A 14,680-nucleotide genomic window follows, 5' to 3' on the forward strand; every position below is an offset into this window, starting at 1 on the left:
ACCTCACCCACCGCATCACGACCCCCGTCCCGACAGCACCGGCCGGACGTCGCCGGACCTCATCCACCGCATCACGGCCTCCTTCGCACGAGGTGCCCGGAACGTTTCTCTCGGCCCCTCCGGCCTTTCCGCCCCCCGACTCCTCCGGCGGCTCCGGCGGGCTATCCGAACTGGCCGGGCCTGGCGGTCAGGCCGGTGCAGCCGCGCAGCGCCTTCCAGCCCGTGACGGCCTGCTGCCGCCCGGTCCCGGTGAGCGGGATCGGCACCCCGCCCTGGATGGTCGCCGGGGTCCACTGGTCCTTGAGCACCTTGCGGCCGTTGATCGTCAGGGTGAGCACGCCGGTCCTGCCGGTGTCCGGGCCCCAGTTGTAGAAGACGAAGTTGCCGAGGCCGTAGCTGACGTAGCTGTTCTTCAGGTATCCGGCGCCGAGCAGGATGTGCGCGTGGCCGCCGACGACGACGTCCGCCCCGGCCGCGACCAGTTTGGGCGCCAGGCCGCGCTGCGCCTCGTTGGGGCACTTCTGCAGCTCGGTCCCCCAGTGCAGGTGGACGATCACGGTGTCGGAGTTCTTGCGCGCCCTGCGCACCTCCTGGATCAGCCGCGCCTCGTTCTTGGCCGAGGCGAGGCCGCCCTGGTCTCCGGTGGCCGTCCACGCCTGGACGAACTCCGCGTCCAGCACCTGGGTCGCGCCGATGATGGCGACGCGGTTGCCGTTCACGGTCGTCCGCCACGGCTTGTAGGCCTCGGCCTCGTTCCTGCCCACGCCCACGACGGGGAACTTGGACCGTTTGATGGCGGCGAGGGAGTCCTTCAGCCCGCTCTGCATGTAGTCCATGCCGTGGTTGTTCGCCAGCGAGGCGACGTCCACCCCGGACGCCTTCAGCGCGGTGAGCGCCGCCGCGGGGGCACGGAAGGTGAACTGCTTGCCGGGGGCGGGGGTGCCGCCGGTCGTGATCGCGGTCTCCAGGTTGACCATCGCCAGGTCAGAGCGCTTGAGCACCTTGGCGATCGGGCCGAGCGCGGTCTTCGGGTCGGTGTTCAGCCGGGTCCGCAACACGCCCTCGAAGTGCACGTCCCCGCCGAAGGAGATGGTGTACGGTCTGCGCTCGGGCGTGGGGGTGGCCTCGGCCGGTTCGGTGGGCTTCTCCACCACGTCGGGGGACGATTCGGGGGCGGCCGACTCGGCCGCGGAGCAGGCCGCGAGGAGCACGGCTGAGGCGGTGATCGCGGCGGCCAGGGCGAGGCGGCGAGCTGTGTACGTGTCCATCGGTATTCGAGGATGCCATCTCCCCCACCCCCTGTGTCACAACTCGCCCTACCGGATTCGTTTCCTCGGAACTCCCGGAACTCTCGAAACTTGAGTCAGTCGCAAAGTTGGATCATTCAGGTTTAGGTCGTGCGGTGGGGGCACGTAGGACCACGTAGGACAAGGACCGGCTTCGGCGGGCGGTCCCGCGGGTGACCGCGGCCCGGCCGGCGATCATGCGGGCCGCGCGGGAGGGCGACCACCTCGACGTGGACGCCGCCCATCACGGTGTGCGCGGCCACGTCGGCCAGGTCCCCGACGCCGGACACCTGGCCGACGTGGCGGACGTGATCTTCTGGGGCCTGTGCCCCGGCTGTCGTTCCGAAGACACTCGACGAAGAGAACCCCCGGAGGAACCTCTATGAGCACCAGGCCCATCACCACCACCGACGCGGGAATCGCCGCGCCGAGCGACGAGCACTCCCAGTCGGTGGGCCCGAACGGGCCCCTGCTGCTGCAGGACCACTATCTGATCCAGAAGATGGCCCACTTCAACCGGGAGCGCGTGCCCGAGCGGGTGGTCCACGCCAAGGGCGGCGGCGCGCACGGGATTCTCCAGATCACCGAGGACGTCAGCCAGTTCACCAAGGCGGGCCTGTTCGCCAAGGGCAAGGAGACCCCGCTCTTCATCCGCTTCTCCTCGGTCGCCGGTGAGCTCGGCAGCCCCGACACCCAGCGCGACCCGCGCGGCTTCGCGCTGAAGTTCTACACCGAGGAGGGCAACTACGACCTCGTCGGCAACAACACGCCCATCTTCTTCATCCGCGACCCGCAGAAGTTCTCCGACTTCATCCACAGCCAGAAGCGCCGCGCCGACACCAACCTGCGCGACCACGACATGCAGTGGGACTTCTGGACGCTCTCGCCGGAGAGCGCCCACCAGGTGACGTTCCTGATGACCGACCGCGGCACCCCGGCGTCCTGGCGCCACATGCACGGCTTCGGCTCGCACACCTTCCTCTGGTACAACGCCGCGGGCGAGAAGTTCTGGGTGAAGTACCACTTCAGGACCGACCAGGGCATCAAGAACTTCACCGACGCCGAGGCCGGCGCGGTCATCGCCCAGGACGCCGACTTCCACATCCGCGACCTGCACACCGCGATCGCGAACGGCGACCACCCGTCCTGGACGGTGAACGTCCAGATCATGCCGTTCGAGGCCGCCGCCGACTACCGGTTCAACCCGTTCGACCTGACCAAGGTGTGGCCGCACTCCGACTACCCCGAGATCACGATCGGCAGGTTCGTGCTGAACCGCAACCCGGCGAACTACTTCGCCGAGGTCGAGCAGTCGAGCTTCGAGCCGGCCAACCTGGTGCCGGGCATCGGCCCGTCGCCGGACAAGATGCTCCAGGGCCGGCTGTTCTCCTACCCGGACGCCCACCGCTACCGCATCGGCGTCAACTACCAGCAGCTGCCGATCAACGCGCCGAAGGCTCCCGTCCACAGCTACAACAAGGACGGCCACATGCGCTTCGACAACCCGGGCGACCCGGTCTACGCCCCCAACAGCGTCGGCGGCCCCGCGGCCGACCCGGCACTGTACGAGGGCGAGCACTATCAGGTGACCGGTGAGATCATCCGCTCCGCCTACACCCTGCACCGCGAGGACGACGACTTCGTCCAGCCCCGCGCCCTGTGGGAGAACGTGCTGTCCGAGACCGACCGCTCCCACCTGGTGAGCAACGTCGTCGGCCACGCCTCCGCCCCGGAGGTCACCGCCGAGACGAAGAAGCGCGTCGTCGAATACTGGACGAACGTCCACAAGGACCTCGGCCAGGGCGTCGCCCAGGGCCTCGGCATCGCCGCCGACTAGTCACGGTCCTTCCCTCGTACGGCCCGCGCCCCCTCGGAGACGCGGGCCGTACGGCTTTCTCCCGACATACGAAAGGGGGCCTCCCGCCGTTGGGCAAGCCCCCTGTCCCGGTCCCGGGAGGACGTCCGCTCAGAGGCCGAGGGCCCCGCCCTTCACCGCCGCGACGAAGGCGATCCACCCCGGACCGCCGAAGACCAGCACCGGTCCGCCCCTGTCCTTGCTGTCCCTCACCGCGAATCCCCGTCCGGGCAGGTGAGCCACCTCGACACAGTTACCGTTGGTTCCACTCTGCCGACTTTTCCGCCATATTGCTCTGGAGAGGTCAATATCAGACACAACTCACCCCTTCTCCCACGGGGGACCATAAGGCACCTTAAGGATGAAGGTGTGACGAAGAAGTTGCAAGGTATTAAGCATGTCTGGATAGAACACCGTATCCTGAACGCTCTCCCGGTGTGCGATGATTCTTCCTGTTCGACCGGTGGGGCCAATCCATCCGGTGGGGCGGAAGCGATGAAAACGCGTTAACCACAGTGGGGCGGCTCTTGTTCTCTTGGGTGAGTGCCAGGGCCGCTTCCCGCTAGATGTCGAACTCCCCGCTCTTCACCCCCCCGACGAAGGAGTCCCACGCGCCGGGAGCGAAGGTGAGGACGGGACCGGAGCGGTCCTTGCTGTCACGCACTCCCACTCGCCCCTCGCCCAGCCTCGCCACCTCGACACAATTGCCGCTGGCGGCGCTCAGGGCGCTCTTCTTCCAGATCACATCGTTGTGATTATTCGCGCTCATCATTCTTCCCGGAAATAACGGAATAGGCAGCAGAGAAACCGTCACTACCTGTCCCAGTACTTGATTGTTTTTTTGATGATCTCCTGTGATGCCGTCTCGTCGAGGGCTCGTTCCATCAGGTACCCAAAGGCGCGCTCGTACTGGTAGACCTTTTCCACGTCCTCGACGAACCGTCCGCCGGGGAGCAGCTCCTCGTAGACGACGTCCTGGAAGTCGGGAAAGGTCAGGTGCAGGAACGCGCCGGTGGACACCGGCGGCGGAACGTCCTGGGGAAGAACTCTCATATCCACGTGCTCCAGCTCCGAGACCTCGATCAAGTGCACGAGCTGGTCCCGCATGACGCGAGGGTCGTCGCCGTACTGGTTCTTCAGCACGGATTCGTGCAATACGCTCACGTGGGTCAGCGGATCGGCTTCGTGCAGCAGCGTGCGCTGCCGCGCCAGCCGTATCTCGACCCGGTCCTGGATCCAGCTCGGCGGAAGCAGGCTGGACTCCTGGTTCGCGTTGTGAACGCCCAGGACGTAACCCTCCGTCTGGAGAAGACCGGGCACGATCTGGGGTTCCCAGTTTCGCGCCACGGTGGCCTCCGCCTCCATCCCGATGAGCGTGATGTAGTCATCGGGCACGGAACCGCGATATCTCTCCCACCACCCCTTCCGAGCGGCGTCGCGCCGCAGGGTGACCAGAACCTCCCGCAGGGACCCGTCGACCCCGTAGAGATCGGCGAGCACCTCGACGTCGGCCTCGCTGGCCAGCGTCTTGGCGGTCTCGATCCTGCTGACCTTCGCGGTCGACCACCGCAGGCGCTCGGACACCTCGTCGCCGGTCAGGTGAAGGCCCTCGCGAAGCCTGCGTAACTCCAGACCCAGCCGACGCCGGCGGAGCGCTGGACTGCCACGTTGCGGCATCACGACCTCCTCACCATGACGGACGGGTGCGCGTCACGGCCTCAACAGGAACCCGTCGAATGATAGTGCAAATTACACAGTCACTTGCAGTGCATGTGCGGAAGTTTATTGCTTTTTTCCTTACGGCAAGTCTTGCAGCCAAATCTATGCTGAGCGACTATCAGAACAGGAAGCTTCTCGAAAGACCGGGGGAGCCACCGGCGATCATCCGGGGGAGCGTCTTCGAGGGCATTCGCGAGCCACGCGGTACGGGAGGGGCGCGCGGTTGTCCGGCAACGGCGCCGTCTTCGAAGAAACGGAGTTGACGCGGGGAGGCCAGCAGGGGGAGCACGAGAATCGGCCGGCGACGGCCCAGCGTCGCACGCATCAAAGAAAGCGCCCTTTGTCGGGCCCAAAGAACACCGGGCCGGCGGCCACCGACCCGGTTGGCACAAGAACTCCGCGTCAAAGCCACGAAGGGAGTCTCCTATGTCCTTCCACCGTACCAACAGAACCCACGGAATCAAGACCTTCATCCTCGATCTGATCTATGTGACCGACCGAGAGCTCTATATGGACCAGGACGAGTGGGCTTATCGGCTCGGCTGGACCGTGACCAGGGTCGGATTCGGGGTCAGGCGCTACCGCGAGCCCCGTTTCGACCTCCTCAAGGCCGAGCGGACCGCCGCTCCCGCGCTCGCCCTGGCGCCCGTCCTCGACGAGGGGGTGGGCGGTGACGTCGCGGCGGCGTGACCTCCGTCACGGCCGCCACGGCGACCGGCCTCCCCGCCGGGCAGGTCTCCTCGTCCGGCTGTGGCGCTGGCGGACGGAGATCGTCCTGCTCGCCGGCGCCCTGTCCCTCACGGTCACCGTGGTCCTCTCGCTCCGGGAGGGCGACTGGTGGCCGTTTCTCGTTCTGGCCGGCACCTCCGGTGTCCTCGTCACCTCCGGCTTCTGGAGGAGCTGGGTGACGGCACACGTGTGGTGCCTGGTCTCCCGGCACCGCATCCAGCGGGCGTGCGCGGAGACCGGGATACACACCCGTTCGGGCCGGCTGCCGCTGGTCCTGTGGATCACCCCCTCCGCCGCGGGGGAGAAGGCGCTCGTCCTCGCCAGGGCCGGGACCTGCGCCGAGGACTTCGACGCCTTCTCCGCCGAGATCGCGGCGGCGTGCTATGCCCGCGACGCCGTGGTCCTCCGGCACGGCAGGTGGGCGAACCTGCTCACCGTCGAGATCGTCCGCGGGGGCAGGGCCACCGGCCTCCCGGTGGGTCTCGACCGGTTCTACGGGCGGACGGACTGGGTGAGCCCGCGGCGGGCCGGCCGGGCCACGGAGGAGGAGCCCGGCACCCGCTTCACCGCCGTCCCGCTCCCCGGGCCGGACGAGTTCCCAGGGTTGGAGGAGTTCCCAGGGCTGGGCGAGTTCCAGAGGCCAGAGGAGTCCCGGGCGCTGGACGAGTTCCAGAAGCCAGAGGAGTCCCGGCCGCTGGACGAGTTCCCGGGACCGGAGGAGTTCCCCGGGCGGCGACGACAGGCCGCGTGAGCCAAGGGGCCGCACGACGGGAAGCCCCGGAGTTCGCACTCCGGGGCTTCCCCATGGACCGGGCGGCGGCCATGATGAGTCCACTCGCCGAACTCAGGAGTGCCGATGAGAACAGCGCACCGGACCTGCCCCCTCTGCGAGGCCGTCTGCGGCCTCCGGCTCACCCTCGACGACGCCGGGCACGTCACCTCGGTCAAGGGCGACCGCGACGACCCCTTCTCCAAGGGGTTCATCTGCCCCAAGGGCGCGACCCTGGGCCACCTCGACGAGGACCCGGACCGGCTGCGCGTCCCGATGATCCGGACGGGCGGCGAGTGGCGCGAGGCGTCCTGGGACGAGGCGTTCCGCACGGTCGCGGAGGGCCTCACGGGCGTGATCGACGCTCACGGCCGCCAGTCGCTCGCCGTCTACCTCGGCAATCCGAACGCCCACTCCATGGCCGGCGCCCTGTACGGCGGGGCACTGATCCGCGCCCTCGGCACCCGCAACGTCTTCTCCGCGAGCACCGCCGACCAGATGCCCAAGCACGTCTCCTGCGGCCTGATGCTCGGTGACCCGCTCGCCATCGCGGTGCCCGACCTCGACCGCACCGACTACCTGCTGATGCTCGGCGCCAATCCGCTGGAGTCCAACGGCTCGCTCTGCACCGCCCCCGACTTCCCCGGCCGCCTCAAGGCGCTGCGCGGGCGCGGCGGCAAACTCGTGGTCGTCGACCCGCGCCGCACCCGCACCGCCGCCCTCGCCGACGAGCACCTGTTCGTCCGCCCGGGGACGGACGCCTACCTGCTGTTCGGCATCGTCCACACCCTTCTCGCCGAGGACCTCACCTCGGCCGACATCGGCGCCGGCATCGACGGTGTCGGGGTCAACGGGCTGGAGGAGGTCAGGCGGCTGGCGGAGGACTTCGCCCCCGAGGCGGTGGCCCCGATGTGCGGGGTGCCCGCCGAGGAGATCGTACGGCTGGCGCGCGAACTGGCCGCGGCCCCGACGGCCGCCGTCTACGCCCGCATCGGCACCTGCACCGCGGAGTTCGGCACCGTCGCGCAGTGGCTGGTCGACGTCGTCAACGTCCTGACCGGCAACTTCGACCGTCCCGGCGGGGTCATGTTCGCCAAACCCGCCGTGGAGAACGGCCGCCGGAGCAAGCCGTACGTCACGGGACGCTGGCACAGCCGCGTCCGGGGGCTGCCGGAGGCGAACGGCGAGCTCCCGGTGGCCACCCTCGCCGACGAGATCGAGACGCCGGGCGAGGGACAGGTCAGGGGGCTGGTCACGGTGGCCGGCAACCCGGTGCTGTCGGCGCCGGGCGGGCCCCGGCTGGACCGGGCCTTCCGTGACCTGGAGTTCATGGTCTGCGTGGACCCGTACCTGAACGAGACCACCCGGCACGCGAACGTCATCCTGCCGCCGCCGCGCGTGACGCAGTCGCCGCACTACGACCTGTCGCTGCTGGCCTTCGCGGTCCGCAACTACGCGAGGTTCTCCCCTCCGATCCTGCCGCTGGAGCCGGGACGCCCCTCGGAGGCCGAGATCATGGCGCGGCTGGCGATGATCGCCTCGGGGCAGGGCGCGGACGCCGATCCTGCCCCGCTCGACGAGCTGATCCTCGACCGGATGCTCCGCAGGGCCGTCGAGACACCCGGCTCCCCGGTGGAGGGCGCGGATCCGGCCGAGCTGCGCGCCTCCCTGGACGGCGACAGCGGAGCCGAGAGGCGGCTGGACGCCATGCTCAAGCTCGGCCCGTACGGGCTCTCCCTGGCCACCCTGCTGGCGAACCCGCACGGCATCGACCTGGGCCCGTTGGAGCCCCGGCTCGCGGAGATCGTCCGTACGGCCTCGGGGCGGGTGGAGCTGGCCCCGCCCCGGCTCGTCGAGGACGCCGCGCGGCTGCGCGAGCGGCTCGCCGTACCGCCCGCGGAGATCGTGCTCATCGGGCGGCGCCACCTGCGTTCCAACAACAGCTGGCTGCACAACGTGGAACCGCTGGTCGGCGGGACCAACCGGTGCACCCTGCAGATCAACCCGGACGACGTGAGCAGGCTCGGGCTGGGCGAGCGCGCCGTGGTGCGCTCGGCCGCGGGCGAGCTGGTCGTCCCGCTGGAGCCGACCGACACGATCATGCCGGGGGTGGTGAGCCTGCCCCACGGGTGGGGGCACTCCGGCACCTCGCAACCGGTGGCCGCCAAGCACGCGGGGGTGAACGCGAACACGCTCACAGACGATTCCGTCGTGGACGCGCCCTCGGGAAACGCCGTGTTCAACGGGGTTCCGGTCACCCTCGGCCGGGCGTGATCCCATGATCGCTCGGAAAAGCGGGATCGACGCGCATTAGGCTTGCGCGCGTGACCACCCCTCCAGCACAGGACCGTCTGCGCGCTCAGCTCACCTTCGCCATGGAGATCGACAAGCTCAGACGCATCGTCCGCCGCAACACCCTCATGGACGGGTCGCGGCGGGAGAACGACGCCGAGCACTCCTGGTACGTGGGCATGCTGGCGATGGTCTTGGCCGAGCACGCACCACCGGGCACCGACCTCGACCGGGTCGTCGCGATGCTGCTCGTCCACGACATCGTCGAGATCGACGCGGGAGACACGTTCATCTACGACGCCTCGGCCGTCGAGGCCCAGCTGGGCATCGAGCGTAAGGCCGCCGACCGGATCTTCGGGCTGCTCCCCTGCGACCAGGCCACCCGGCTGCGCGAGCTCTGGGACGAGTTCGAGGAACGCAAGACACCGGAGGCCAGGTTCGCCAAGGCCCTCGACCGGATCGCGCCCATCATGGCGAACCACCACAACGAGGGCGGCACCTGGTCGCTGTACAAGGTGACGGCCGAACAGGTGCTGGAGAAGGTGAAGATCATCGAGGAGGGATCGGCGACACTGGGCGCCTATGCCACCGAGATCATCGCCCTCTCCGTCAGCCGGGGGCATTTGGCGCGTGCGTAACGCCGTTCTCGGGTAGGTCCCTATGGGTTGAGAAGGGGGCGATGGTGAAGGAAACCGTCAAAACAGGGCGCCGGACCTTCAGACGTCTGGTGCCCGGGGTCGAGCTCACCGATCGGATCGAGCGCTCACCCAGGGCCGACAGACCGATCCGCATACTCGCCAAGGCCGTACGTCAGCGGATCGGTCCCGGACCGCTCCGCGACCTGCTGCACGGGGTGCCGATCGGCAAGCCGCTCCATCCGCCGCTCGCCAACCTCAGCCTGGGACTCTGGGCGGCGACGGCGGTGCTGGACGTGACCCGCCACGACCCCCGGGCGTCACGGGTACTGGTCGCCGGCGGGCTCGCCACCGCGATGCCCGCGGTGGCGGCGGGCGTCACCGACTGGTCCGCGCTCCACCGCGAGCAGCAGCGGGTGGGGTTCGTGCACGCGATCGCCAACCTGGCCGCCCTCGGGCTCTACGCCGGTTCGCTGGTGTTCCGGATGGCCGGACGCGACCGGACCGGGCGGGTGCTGTCGTTCGCCGGGCTGGGAGCCGCGAGCCTGGGCGGCTACCTCGGCGGCCACCTGGCCTACCGGCAGGCGGCCGGGGCCAACCACGCCGAGTCCGTCGCCCACCTGGTCCCGCTGGGCTGGCACGACCTGTGCGAGCTCGGCGACCTGCCCGACGGGCGCCCGGTGACGCGACGGCTCGGCTACATCGACCTGTTCGTGCTGCGTGTCGGCACCGGGGTCACGGTGCTCGCCGACCAGTGCGCCCATCTGGCGGGCCCGCTCCACCAGGGGCGCCTGATCTCGGAGGAGGGGACCGCCTGCGTGGTCTGCCCGTGGCACGGGAGCACCTTCAGGCTCTCCGACGGGGCCGTCGTGCACGGCCCGGCGACCGCTCCCCAGCCGTCCTTCGAGACGCGGGTCCGCCGTGACGGCGTGCTCCAGGTCCGCCCCGCGCAGATGTGACCGGGTTCCGCGACGGGCCCCTCACGCGGGGGGCCGGCGTCCCTCCGGTGACCTGAGCGGCGACATGGCGACTTGGGCGGTGCCCTGAGCGGCGGCCTGGACGGTGAGCCGGTGCCCCGGTGACCTGGGCGGCGGCTGGACGGTGACCCGGTGACCTGGGTGCGACGCGAACTCCGCGCCCCGCCCAGGCGTGAGCGCCCCGTCCAGGTGTGGACGGGTGTGTCCGTGACGAGCGCGCCCCCAGGCATGACGGTACGTCCGTGACGGGTACGTCCCGTCCGGGCGTGACGGGCACGTCCGCGATCGGGCACGTCCGTGATCGAGCACGTCCCACCCGGGTGTGACGGGCGCGTCCCTGATCGGGCGCGTCCCACCCGGGCGTGACGAGAACCGGCCCGCCGCCGGGCCGGTCTATGCCGGCTTGCCGTCGGCGGGGTGTTCGACCAGGGCGAGAATACGGCTGGACATGAAGCGGGCGGTGCGCACGGCCGTTCCGCTCCGGGTGACCTCGCTCACCTCGACGACGCCGCCTCGGGCGTTCGCCACCTCGACGCGGCGACCCGCTCTGGTGGCGCTGACCTCGTAGGTACGGGAACTGTCTCCTGCGTCGATGACAACCTCGACTTTGTCACCTTTCATACCTATATAGGTACCCGTTAGGGGGCAGGTTCACCCGTACACCAGTTTGACTATCGCCACCACCCCGATGCAGACGATGAACCAGCGCAGCACCGGGGCGGGCAGTCTCCTGCCGATCTTCGCGCCGAGGAAACCGCCGATCGCGGCGCCCAGCGCCACCATCAGGACCGCGAGCCAGTCGACCTCCGCGATCACGATGAACAGCAGCGCCGCGGCCGCGTTGACCAGCAGCGCGAGCACGTTCTTGGCCGCGTTGATCCGCTGCAGGCGGTCGTCGAGGAAGGTGCCCATCAGCCCGATGAGCAGCACGCCCTGGGCCGCGCCGAAGTAGCCGCCGTAGACGCCGGACGCGAGGATGCCGCCCCAGAGCCAGGGGCCACCGTGCGGGCGGGCGTGCTCCCGCCGGGCGCTCAGCCATCCGTTGAGCCTCGGCTGGATCACCACCAGCACGCACGCCACGCCGATCAGGACGGGCACGACGATGTCGAACGTCTCCGCGGGAAGGTAGAGCAGGAGCACCCCGCCGGCCAGCGCGCCGACCACCGCGGGGACCGCCAGCCTGAGCAGCCTCCGGCGCTGCCCTCTCAGCTCCACCCGGTAGCCGAGCGAGCCGGTGAGCGAGCCGGGGACCAGGCCGACGGTGTTGGAGACGTTGGCGACGACCGGCGGCATGCCCAGCGCGACCATCGTCGGGAACGTGATCAGAGACCCGGAACCGACGACGGCGTTGATGCCCCCGGCCCCGATGCCGGCCACGAAGATCGCGACCGCCTCCCACGGTGTCATGCACTTCCCCTCACTGGTAAGGCTCGCGCCCATGACAGGTGCACGGCACTCACCGGATGGTAGGAGGAGATCGACGGTCATCCGGTGGCCGGGGTGTCCTCAGCGGATGTCCCCGACAGGAGCGTCCCCGGCCGCGGACGCCTCTCTGACCGGGAATCCCTCCGTCTTGTCCGGCCTGTTCGTGGCCGGGGACCCGTCCTCGCCCGAGAATCGGCCCATGTCCGAGAGCCCACCCTCCCCCGGAGACCTCTCCGTACCCGAGGATCGGCCCATGGCCGGGGACCCGCCCTCGCCCGGAGACCCCTCCGTGCCCGAGAACCCGTCCTCGCCCGAGGACCGGCCCATGCCCGAGAGCTCGCCCTCCCCCGGAGACCCCTCCGTGCCCGAGGACCCCTCCTTGGCCGGGAGGAGGTCCGCCAGTCTTTCGAGGACCCGCCTCAGGTCCGGCGAGGCGCTCCCCGGTTCGCCGTCGTCCCCCTTGGCGATCTCGCGCAGGGCCCGCAGGTACTCGTGGACGAGAAGCTCCGAGTCGGGCCCGCCCTCGTGGACGGCGCGGAAGAGCATGTCGATCGCGTCGGCCTCCCCCCTGGCCCGCGTCGCCCTGGCCTCGGCGTCGGCCCGCGCCCTGAGCACCGTGGCCTCCGCCTCGCCGCGCGCCCTCAGCACGACGGCCTGCCGCTCGCCCTCGGCGGCGAGGATGGCCGCCTGTTTCCGCCCCTCGGCCGCGAGCACCGCGGCCCGCCTGTCGTGGTCGGCGCGGGCCCGCCGCTCCATGGACTCCTGGACGGAGACGGGCGGGTCGACCGCGGTGAGCTCGACCCGGCCGACGCGGAGGCCCCACGCGCCCGTGGCGGCGTCGAGCGCCGCGCGCAGCTCGGCTCCGATCTCCTCGCGGGAGGCCAGCACGCGGTCCACGCTCATCCCACCGGCCACGTCACGCAGCGTGGTCGCGACGAGCTGCTCGACGGCGACCAGGAAGTTGGCGATCTCGTAGGTCGCCGCGCGGGCGTCGACCACCTGGAAGGAGACGGCCGTGTCGACGGAGACGACGAGGTCGTCGGAGGTGACCACCGCCTGCGGCGGGAAGGCGACGACCTGCTCGCGGAGGTCGACCGTGTCCTTGATCCGGTCGATGAACGGCACCACGAGGTTCGGCCCGGGAGCGAGCGTCCTGTGGTAGCGCCCGAACCGCTCCACGACGCCCGCCGTGGCCTGCGGCACGACCTGGACCGTCCGGTAGGCGGCGAAAACCGCCACGGCCACGACGACGAGTGCGGCGACAAGCCATTCCATGAGCCATCCCGGGTGGTCGAGTCACGTGGAACTCTTGACCCGGCAGGATATTTGCTTTTCCCTTCACCGGCCTTTGAACGACCGAAACGATCTCGGAACCGCCTCGGAACCGGCGCGCGCCCGGAGTCTCGGAGTCAGAGCTGGTGCGCCCGTGCGTACCAGCGGCCGTCGCGCCCCCGGTCCAGGGTGAGCGGGACGCTGAAGGTGCGCGACAGGTTCTCCGCGGTCATCACCTGGTCGATCGGGCCCTGGGCCACCACGGAACCGTGCCGAAGCAGCAGCGCGTGGCTGAACCCGCTGGGCACCTCCTCCACGTGGTGGGTGACCAGCACCATGGTCGGCGCCTTCGGGTCGTGCGCGAACGTCGCCAGGCGGCGGACCAGGTCCTCGCGCCCGCCCAGGTCCAGGCCGGCGGCGGGCTCGTCCAGCAGCAGCAGCTCCGGGTTGGGCATGAGCGCGCGGGCGATCTGGACCCGCTTGCGCTCCCCCTCGGACAGCGTGTTGAACCGGCGCCGGATCAGGTGGGCGCAGCCGAGCTGGTCGATCAGCTCGACGGCGCGCGTGACGTCGTGGGAGTCGTACTCCTCCGTCCAGCGGCCGAGGATGGCGTACGAGGCCGTGAGCACCAGGTCGATGACCTTCTCCTCCGGCGGCACCTTCTCCGCCAGCGCGGCGCTCGCGAGCCCGATGCGGGGCCGGAGCTCGAAGACGTCGCTCTGACCGAGCCGCTCGCCAAGGATCTCGACGACGCCCTCGGTGGGGAACAGCATCGCCCCGACCACCTGCAGCAGCGTCGTCTTCCCGGCACCGTTGGGACCGATGACGACCCACCGCTCGTCCTCGTGAACGGTCCAGTCGATCTCCCGCAGCAGGGCCGCTCCGTCCCTGCGGACGGTGACGTCCTGTAGCCGAAGCACCTGACCGCCCATCCCTTATGCCTCCTTGTGAATCGCTGGAACAAAACCTATTGCAGGACAAGCGCATATCGTGGATCGGTGCACCCTGATTCACCGATCTCGGCCACCCTCGTCTGCTGGGGCAATGCCTGGCTCGCCGGACAGGTCGGCCTCGACGAGGCCGCCGACCGCGTGGAGCGGCAGGCAGGCCCCCAACTCGTCGCCGGTGAGACCGGCGACCTCCCCCTCCGAGCGTTCCTCGCCGACCTGCGGATCGAGGGCATGAAATCGCTGCGCCTCGCCCTCCCCATCGCGGGCGACCCGCTCGGGCTCACCGGACCGCCCCCCTTCAACTCCGCCGCCATCGAGGCCGGACAGGCGGCGACAGCCGTGCTTCCCAGCAGGTGCCTCGGCCTGGTCCCGGTAAACGACCGCCGCGGGTCATCGTACGCCGGGGTTCGCTGGACCGTGCTGGAGGCCCGTACCGCGGCCCCCGACCTGCCCTCCCTCGTCGAGGCCGAGCACGAGCTGACCCGCGCCATGCGCGTGGCCACCGACGCCCTGCTCGGTGTGGAGGGCCCAGCCCAGGGTCACCGGAGGCTGGAGATCGTGGACGACGGCCTGGCTCCCGGCTACCCCGCCAGGGCACACCGGGTCGCCGCCCTGGCCGCCCGCCTCGCCGCGGTGCTCCGGGTCGCCGACGACCGCGGGCTCACCTCGGGCCAGATCGCCGTACGCGGTGAGGCCCTGCGCGAGCTCGACCGCGCGGTGCGCCGGGCGCGGGTGGTCGCCCACCACGCCATCACGGAGCTGGTCTGACGG

General features: G+C 70.1%; 16 protein-coding genes. 8 read left to right on the forward strand and 8 right to left on the reverse strand.

Annotated elements, in window-relative coordinates; genetic code table 11:
* Window positions 1–161 precede the first annotated feature (161 nt).
* Window positions 162–1,268, reverse strand: coding sequence for a CapA family protein (locus tag ACFFRH_RS05505; RefSeq protein ID WP_386154693.1), 1,107 nt, complete (start codon window positions 1,266–1,268; stop codon window positions 162–164).
* Window positions 1,269–1,459: 191 nt separating this feature from the next.
* Here ACFFRH_RS05505 and ACFFRH_RS05510 point away from each other — a divergent pair, with 191 nt between their 5' ends.
* Complete coding sequence (locus ACFFRH_RS05510) at window positions 1,460–1,672, forward strand: hypothetical protein (RefSeq protein ID WP_386154696.1); 213 nt, start codon at window positions 1,460–1,462, stop codon at window positions 1,670–1,672.
* A complete protein-coding gene (locus ACFFRH_RS05515) occupies window positions 1,669–3,123 on the forward strand; it encodes a catalase (RefSeq protein WP_386154698.1) in 1,455 nt (484 codons plus the stop codon). Before ACFFRH_RS05510 ends, ACFFRH_RS05515 begins: the two co-directional genes overlap by 4 nt.
* Before the next feature lie 129 nt (window positions 3,124–3,252).
* Here the strand turns inward: ACFFRH_RS05515 and ACFFRH_RS05520 are convergent, their stop codons facing one another.
* The 3 genes from ACFFRH_RS05520 to ACFFRH_RS05530 all read right to left on the reverse strand — a co-directional run bounded on the left by ACFFRH_RS05520 (window position 3,253) and on the right by ACFFRH_RS05530 (window position 4,818).
* Entirely contained in the window at window positions 3,253–3,459 is a 207-nt protein-coding gene (locus tag ACFFRH_RS05520) for a DUF397 domain-containing protein (RefSeq protein ID WP_386154701.1), read from the reverse strand.
* 244 nt (window positions 3,460–3,703) lie between these two features.
* Window positions 3,704–3,910, reverse strand: coding sequence for a DUF397 domain-containing protein (locus tag ACFFRH_RS05525; RefSeq protein ID WP_386154704.1), 207 nt, complete (start codon window positions 3,908–3,910; stop codon window positions 3,704–3,706).
* A 44-nt stretch (window positions 3,911–3,954) separates the two neighbouring features.
* Window positions 3,955–4,818, reverse strand: a complete 864-nt coding sequence (locus ACFFRH_RS05530) for a helix-turn-helix domain-containing protein (protein WP_386154707.1) — start codon at window positions 4,816–4,818, stop codon at window positions 3,955–3,957.
* A gap of 468 nt (window positions 4,819–5,286) precedes the next feature.
* On the opposite strand from ACFFRH_RS05530, the gene ACFFRH_RS05535 reads away from it, so the two are divergent.
* The 5 genes from ACFFRH_RS05535 to ACFFRH_RS05555 all read left to right on the forward strand — a co-directional run bounded on the left by ACFFRH_RS05535 (window position 5,287) and on the right by ACFFRH_RS05555 (window position 10,244).
* A complete protein-coding gene (locus tag ACFFRH_RS05535) occupies window positions 5,287–5,550 on the forward strand; it encodes a hypothetical protein (RefSeq protein WP_344747019.1) in 264 nt (87 codons plus the stop codon).
* Complete coding sequence (locus tag ACFFRH_RS05540) at window positions 5,531–6,340, forward strand: hypothetical protein (RefSeq protein WP_344747018.1); 810 nt, start codon at window positions 5,531–5,533, stop codon at window positions 6,338–6,340. The genes ACFFRH_RS05535 and ACFFRH_RS05540 overlap by 20 nt, the downstream gene beginning before the upstream one ends.
* A gap of 105 nt (window positions 6,341–6,445) precedes the next feature.
* Window positions 6,446–8,632: a molybdopterin-dependent oxidoreductase gene (locus ACFFRH_RS05545; protein ID WP_386154710.1), complete on the forward strand. Its 2,187-nt coding sequence runs from the start codon at window positions 6,446–6,448 to the stop codon at window positions 8,630–8,632.
* A gap of 101 nt (window positions 8,633–8,733) precedes the next feature.
* Window positions 8,734–9,288: an HD domain-containing protein gene (locus tag ACFFRH_RS05550; protein WP_386155061.1), complete on the forward strand. Its 555-nt coding sequence runs from the start codon at window positions 8,734–8,736 to the stop codon at window positions 9,286–9,288.
* Between the two features lie 41 nt (window positions 9,289–9,329).
* A complete protein-coding gene (locus ACFFRH_RS05555; protein WP_386154713.1) occupies window positions 9,330–10,244 on the forward strand; it encodes a Rieske (2Fe-2S) protein in 915 nt (304 codons plus the stop codon).
* 411 nt (window positions 10,245–10,655) lie between these two features.
* On the opposite strand, the gene ACFFRH_RS05560 is transcribed toward ACFFRH_RS05555, so the two are convergent.
* The 4 genes from ACFFRH_RS05560 to ACFFRH_RS05575 all read right to left on the reverse strand — a co-directional run bounded on the left by ACFFRH_RS05560 (window position 10,656) and on the right by ACFFRH_RS05575 (window position 13,891).
* Complete coding sequence (locus tag ACFFRH_RS05560; protein WP_329088968.1) at window positions 10,656–10,883, reverse strand: DUF8836 family protein; 228 nt, start codon at window positions 10,881–10,883, stop codon at window positions 10,656–10,658.
* A 30-nt stretch (window positions 10,884–10,913) separates the two neighbouring features.
* Window positions 10,914–11,669: a sulfite exporter TauE/SafE family protein gene (locus tag ACFFRH_RS05565; RefSeq protein WP_344747015.1), complete on the reverse strand. Its 756-nt coding sequence runs from the start codon at window positions 11,667–11,669 to the stop codon at window positions 10,914–10,916.
* A gap of 99 nt (window positions 11,670–11,768) precedes the next feature.
* Entirely contained in the window at window positions 11,769–12,962 is a 1,194-nt protein-coding gene (locus tag ACFFRH_RS05570) for an SPFH domain-containing protein (RefSeq protein ID WP_344747014.1), read from the reverse strand.
* Window positions 12,963–13,096: 134 nt separating this feature from the next.
* Window positions 13,097–13,891 (reverse strand): ABC transporter ATP-binding protein, encoded by a 795-nt coding sequence (locus ACFFRH_RS05575; protein ID WP_386154716.1) that lies wholly within the window; start codon window positions 13,889–13,891, stop codon window positions 13,097–13,099.
* Window positions 13,892–13,957: 66 nt separating this feature from the next.
* Here ACFFRH_RS05575 and ACFFRH_RS05580 point away from each other — a divergent pair, with 66 nt between their 5' ends.
* Window positions 13,958–14,677 (forward strand): Rv1486c family protein, encoded by a 720-nt coding sequence (locus ACFFRH_RS05580; protein ID WP_386154719.1) that lies wholly within the window; start codon window positions 13,958–13,960, stop codon window positions 14,675–14,677.
* Window positions 14,678–14,680: the final 3 nt, after the last annotated feature.

The organism is Streptosporangium vulgare (assembly GCF_042428775.1).
GTDB classification, from domain to species: domain Bacteria; phylum Actinomycetota; class Actinomycetes; order Streptosporangiales; family Streptosporangiaceae; genus Streptosporangium; species Streptosporangium vulgare.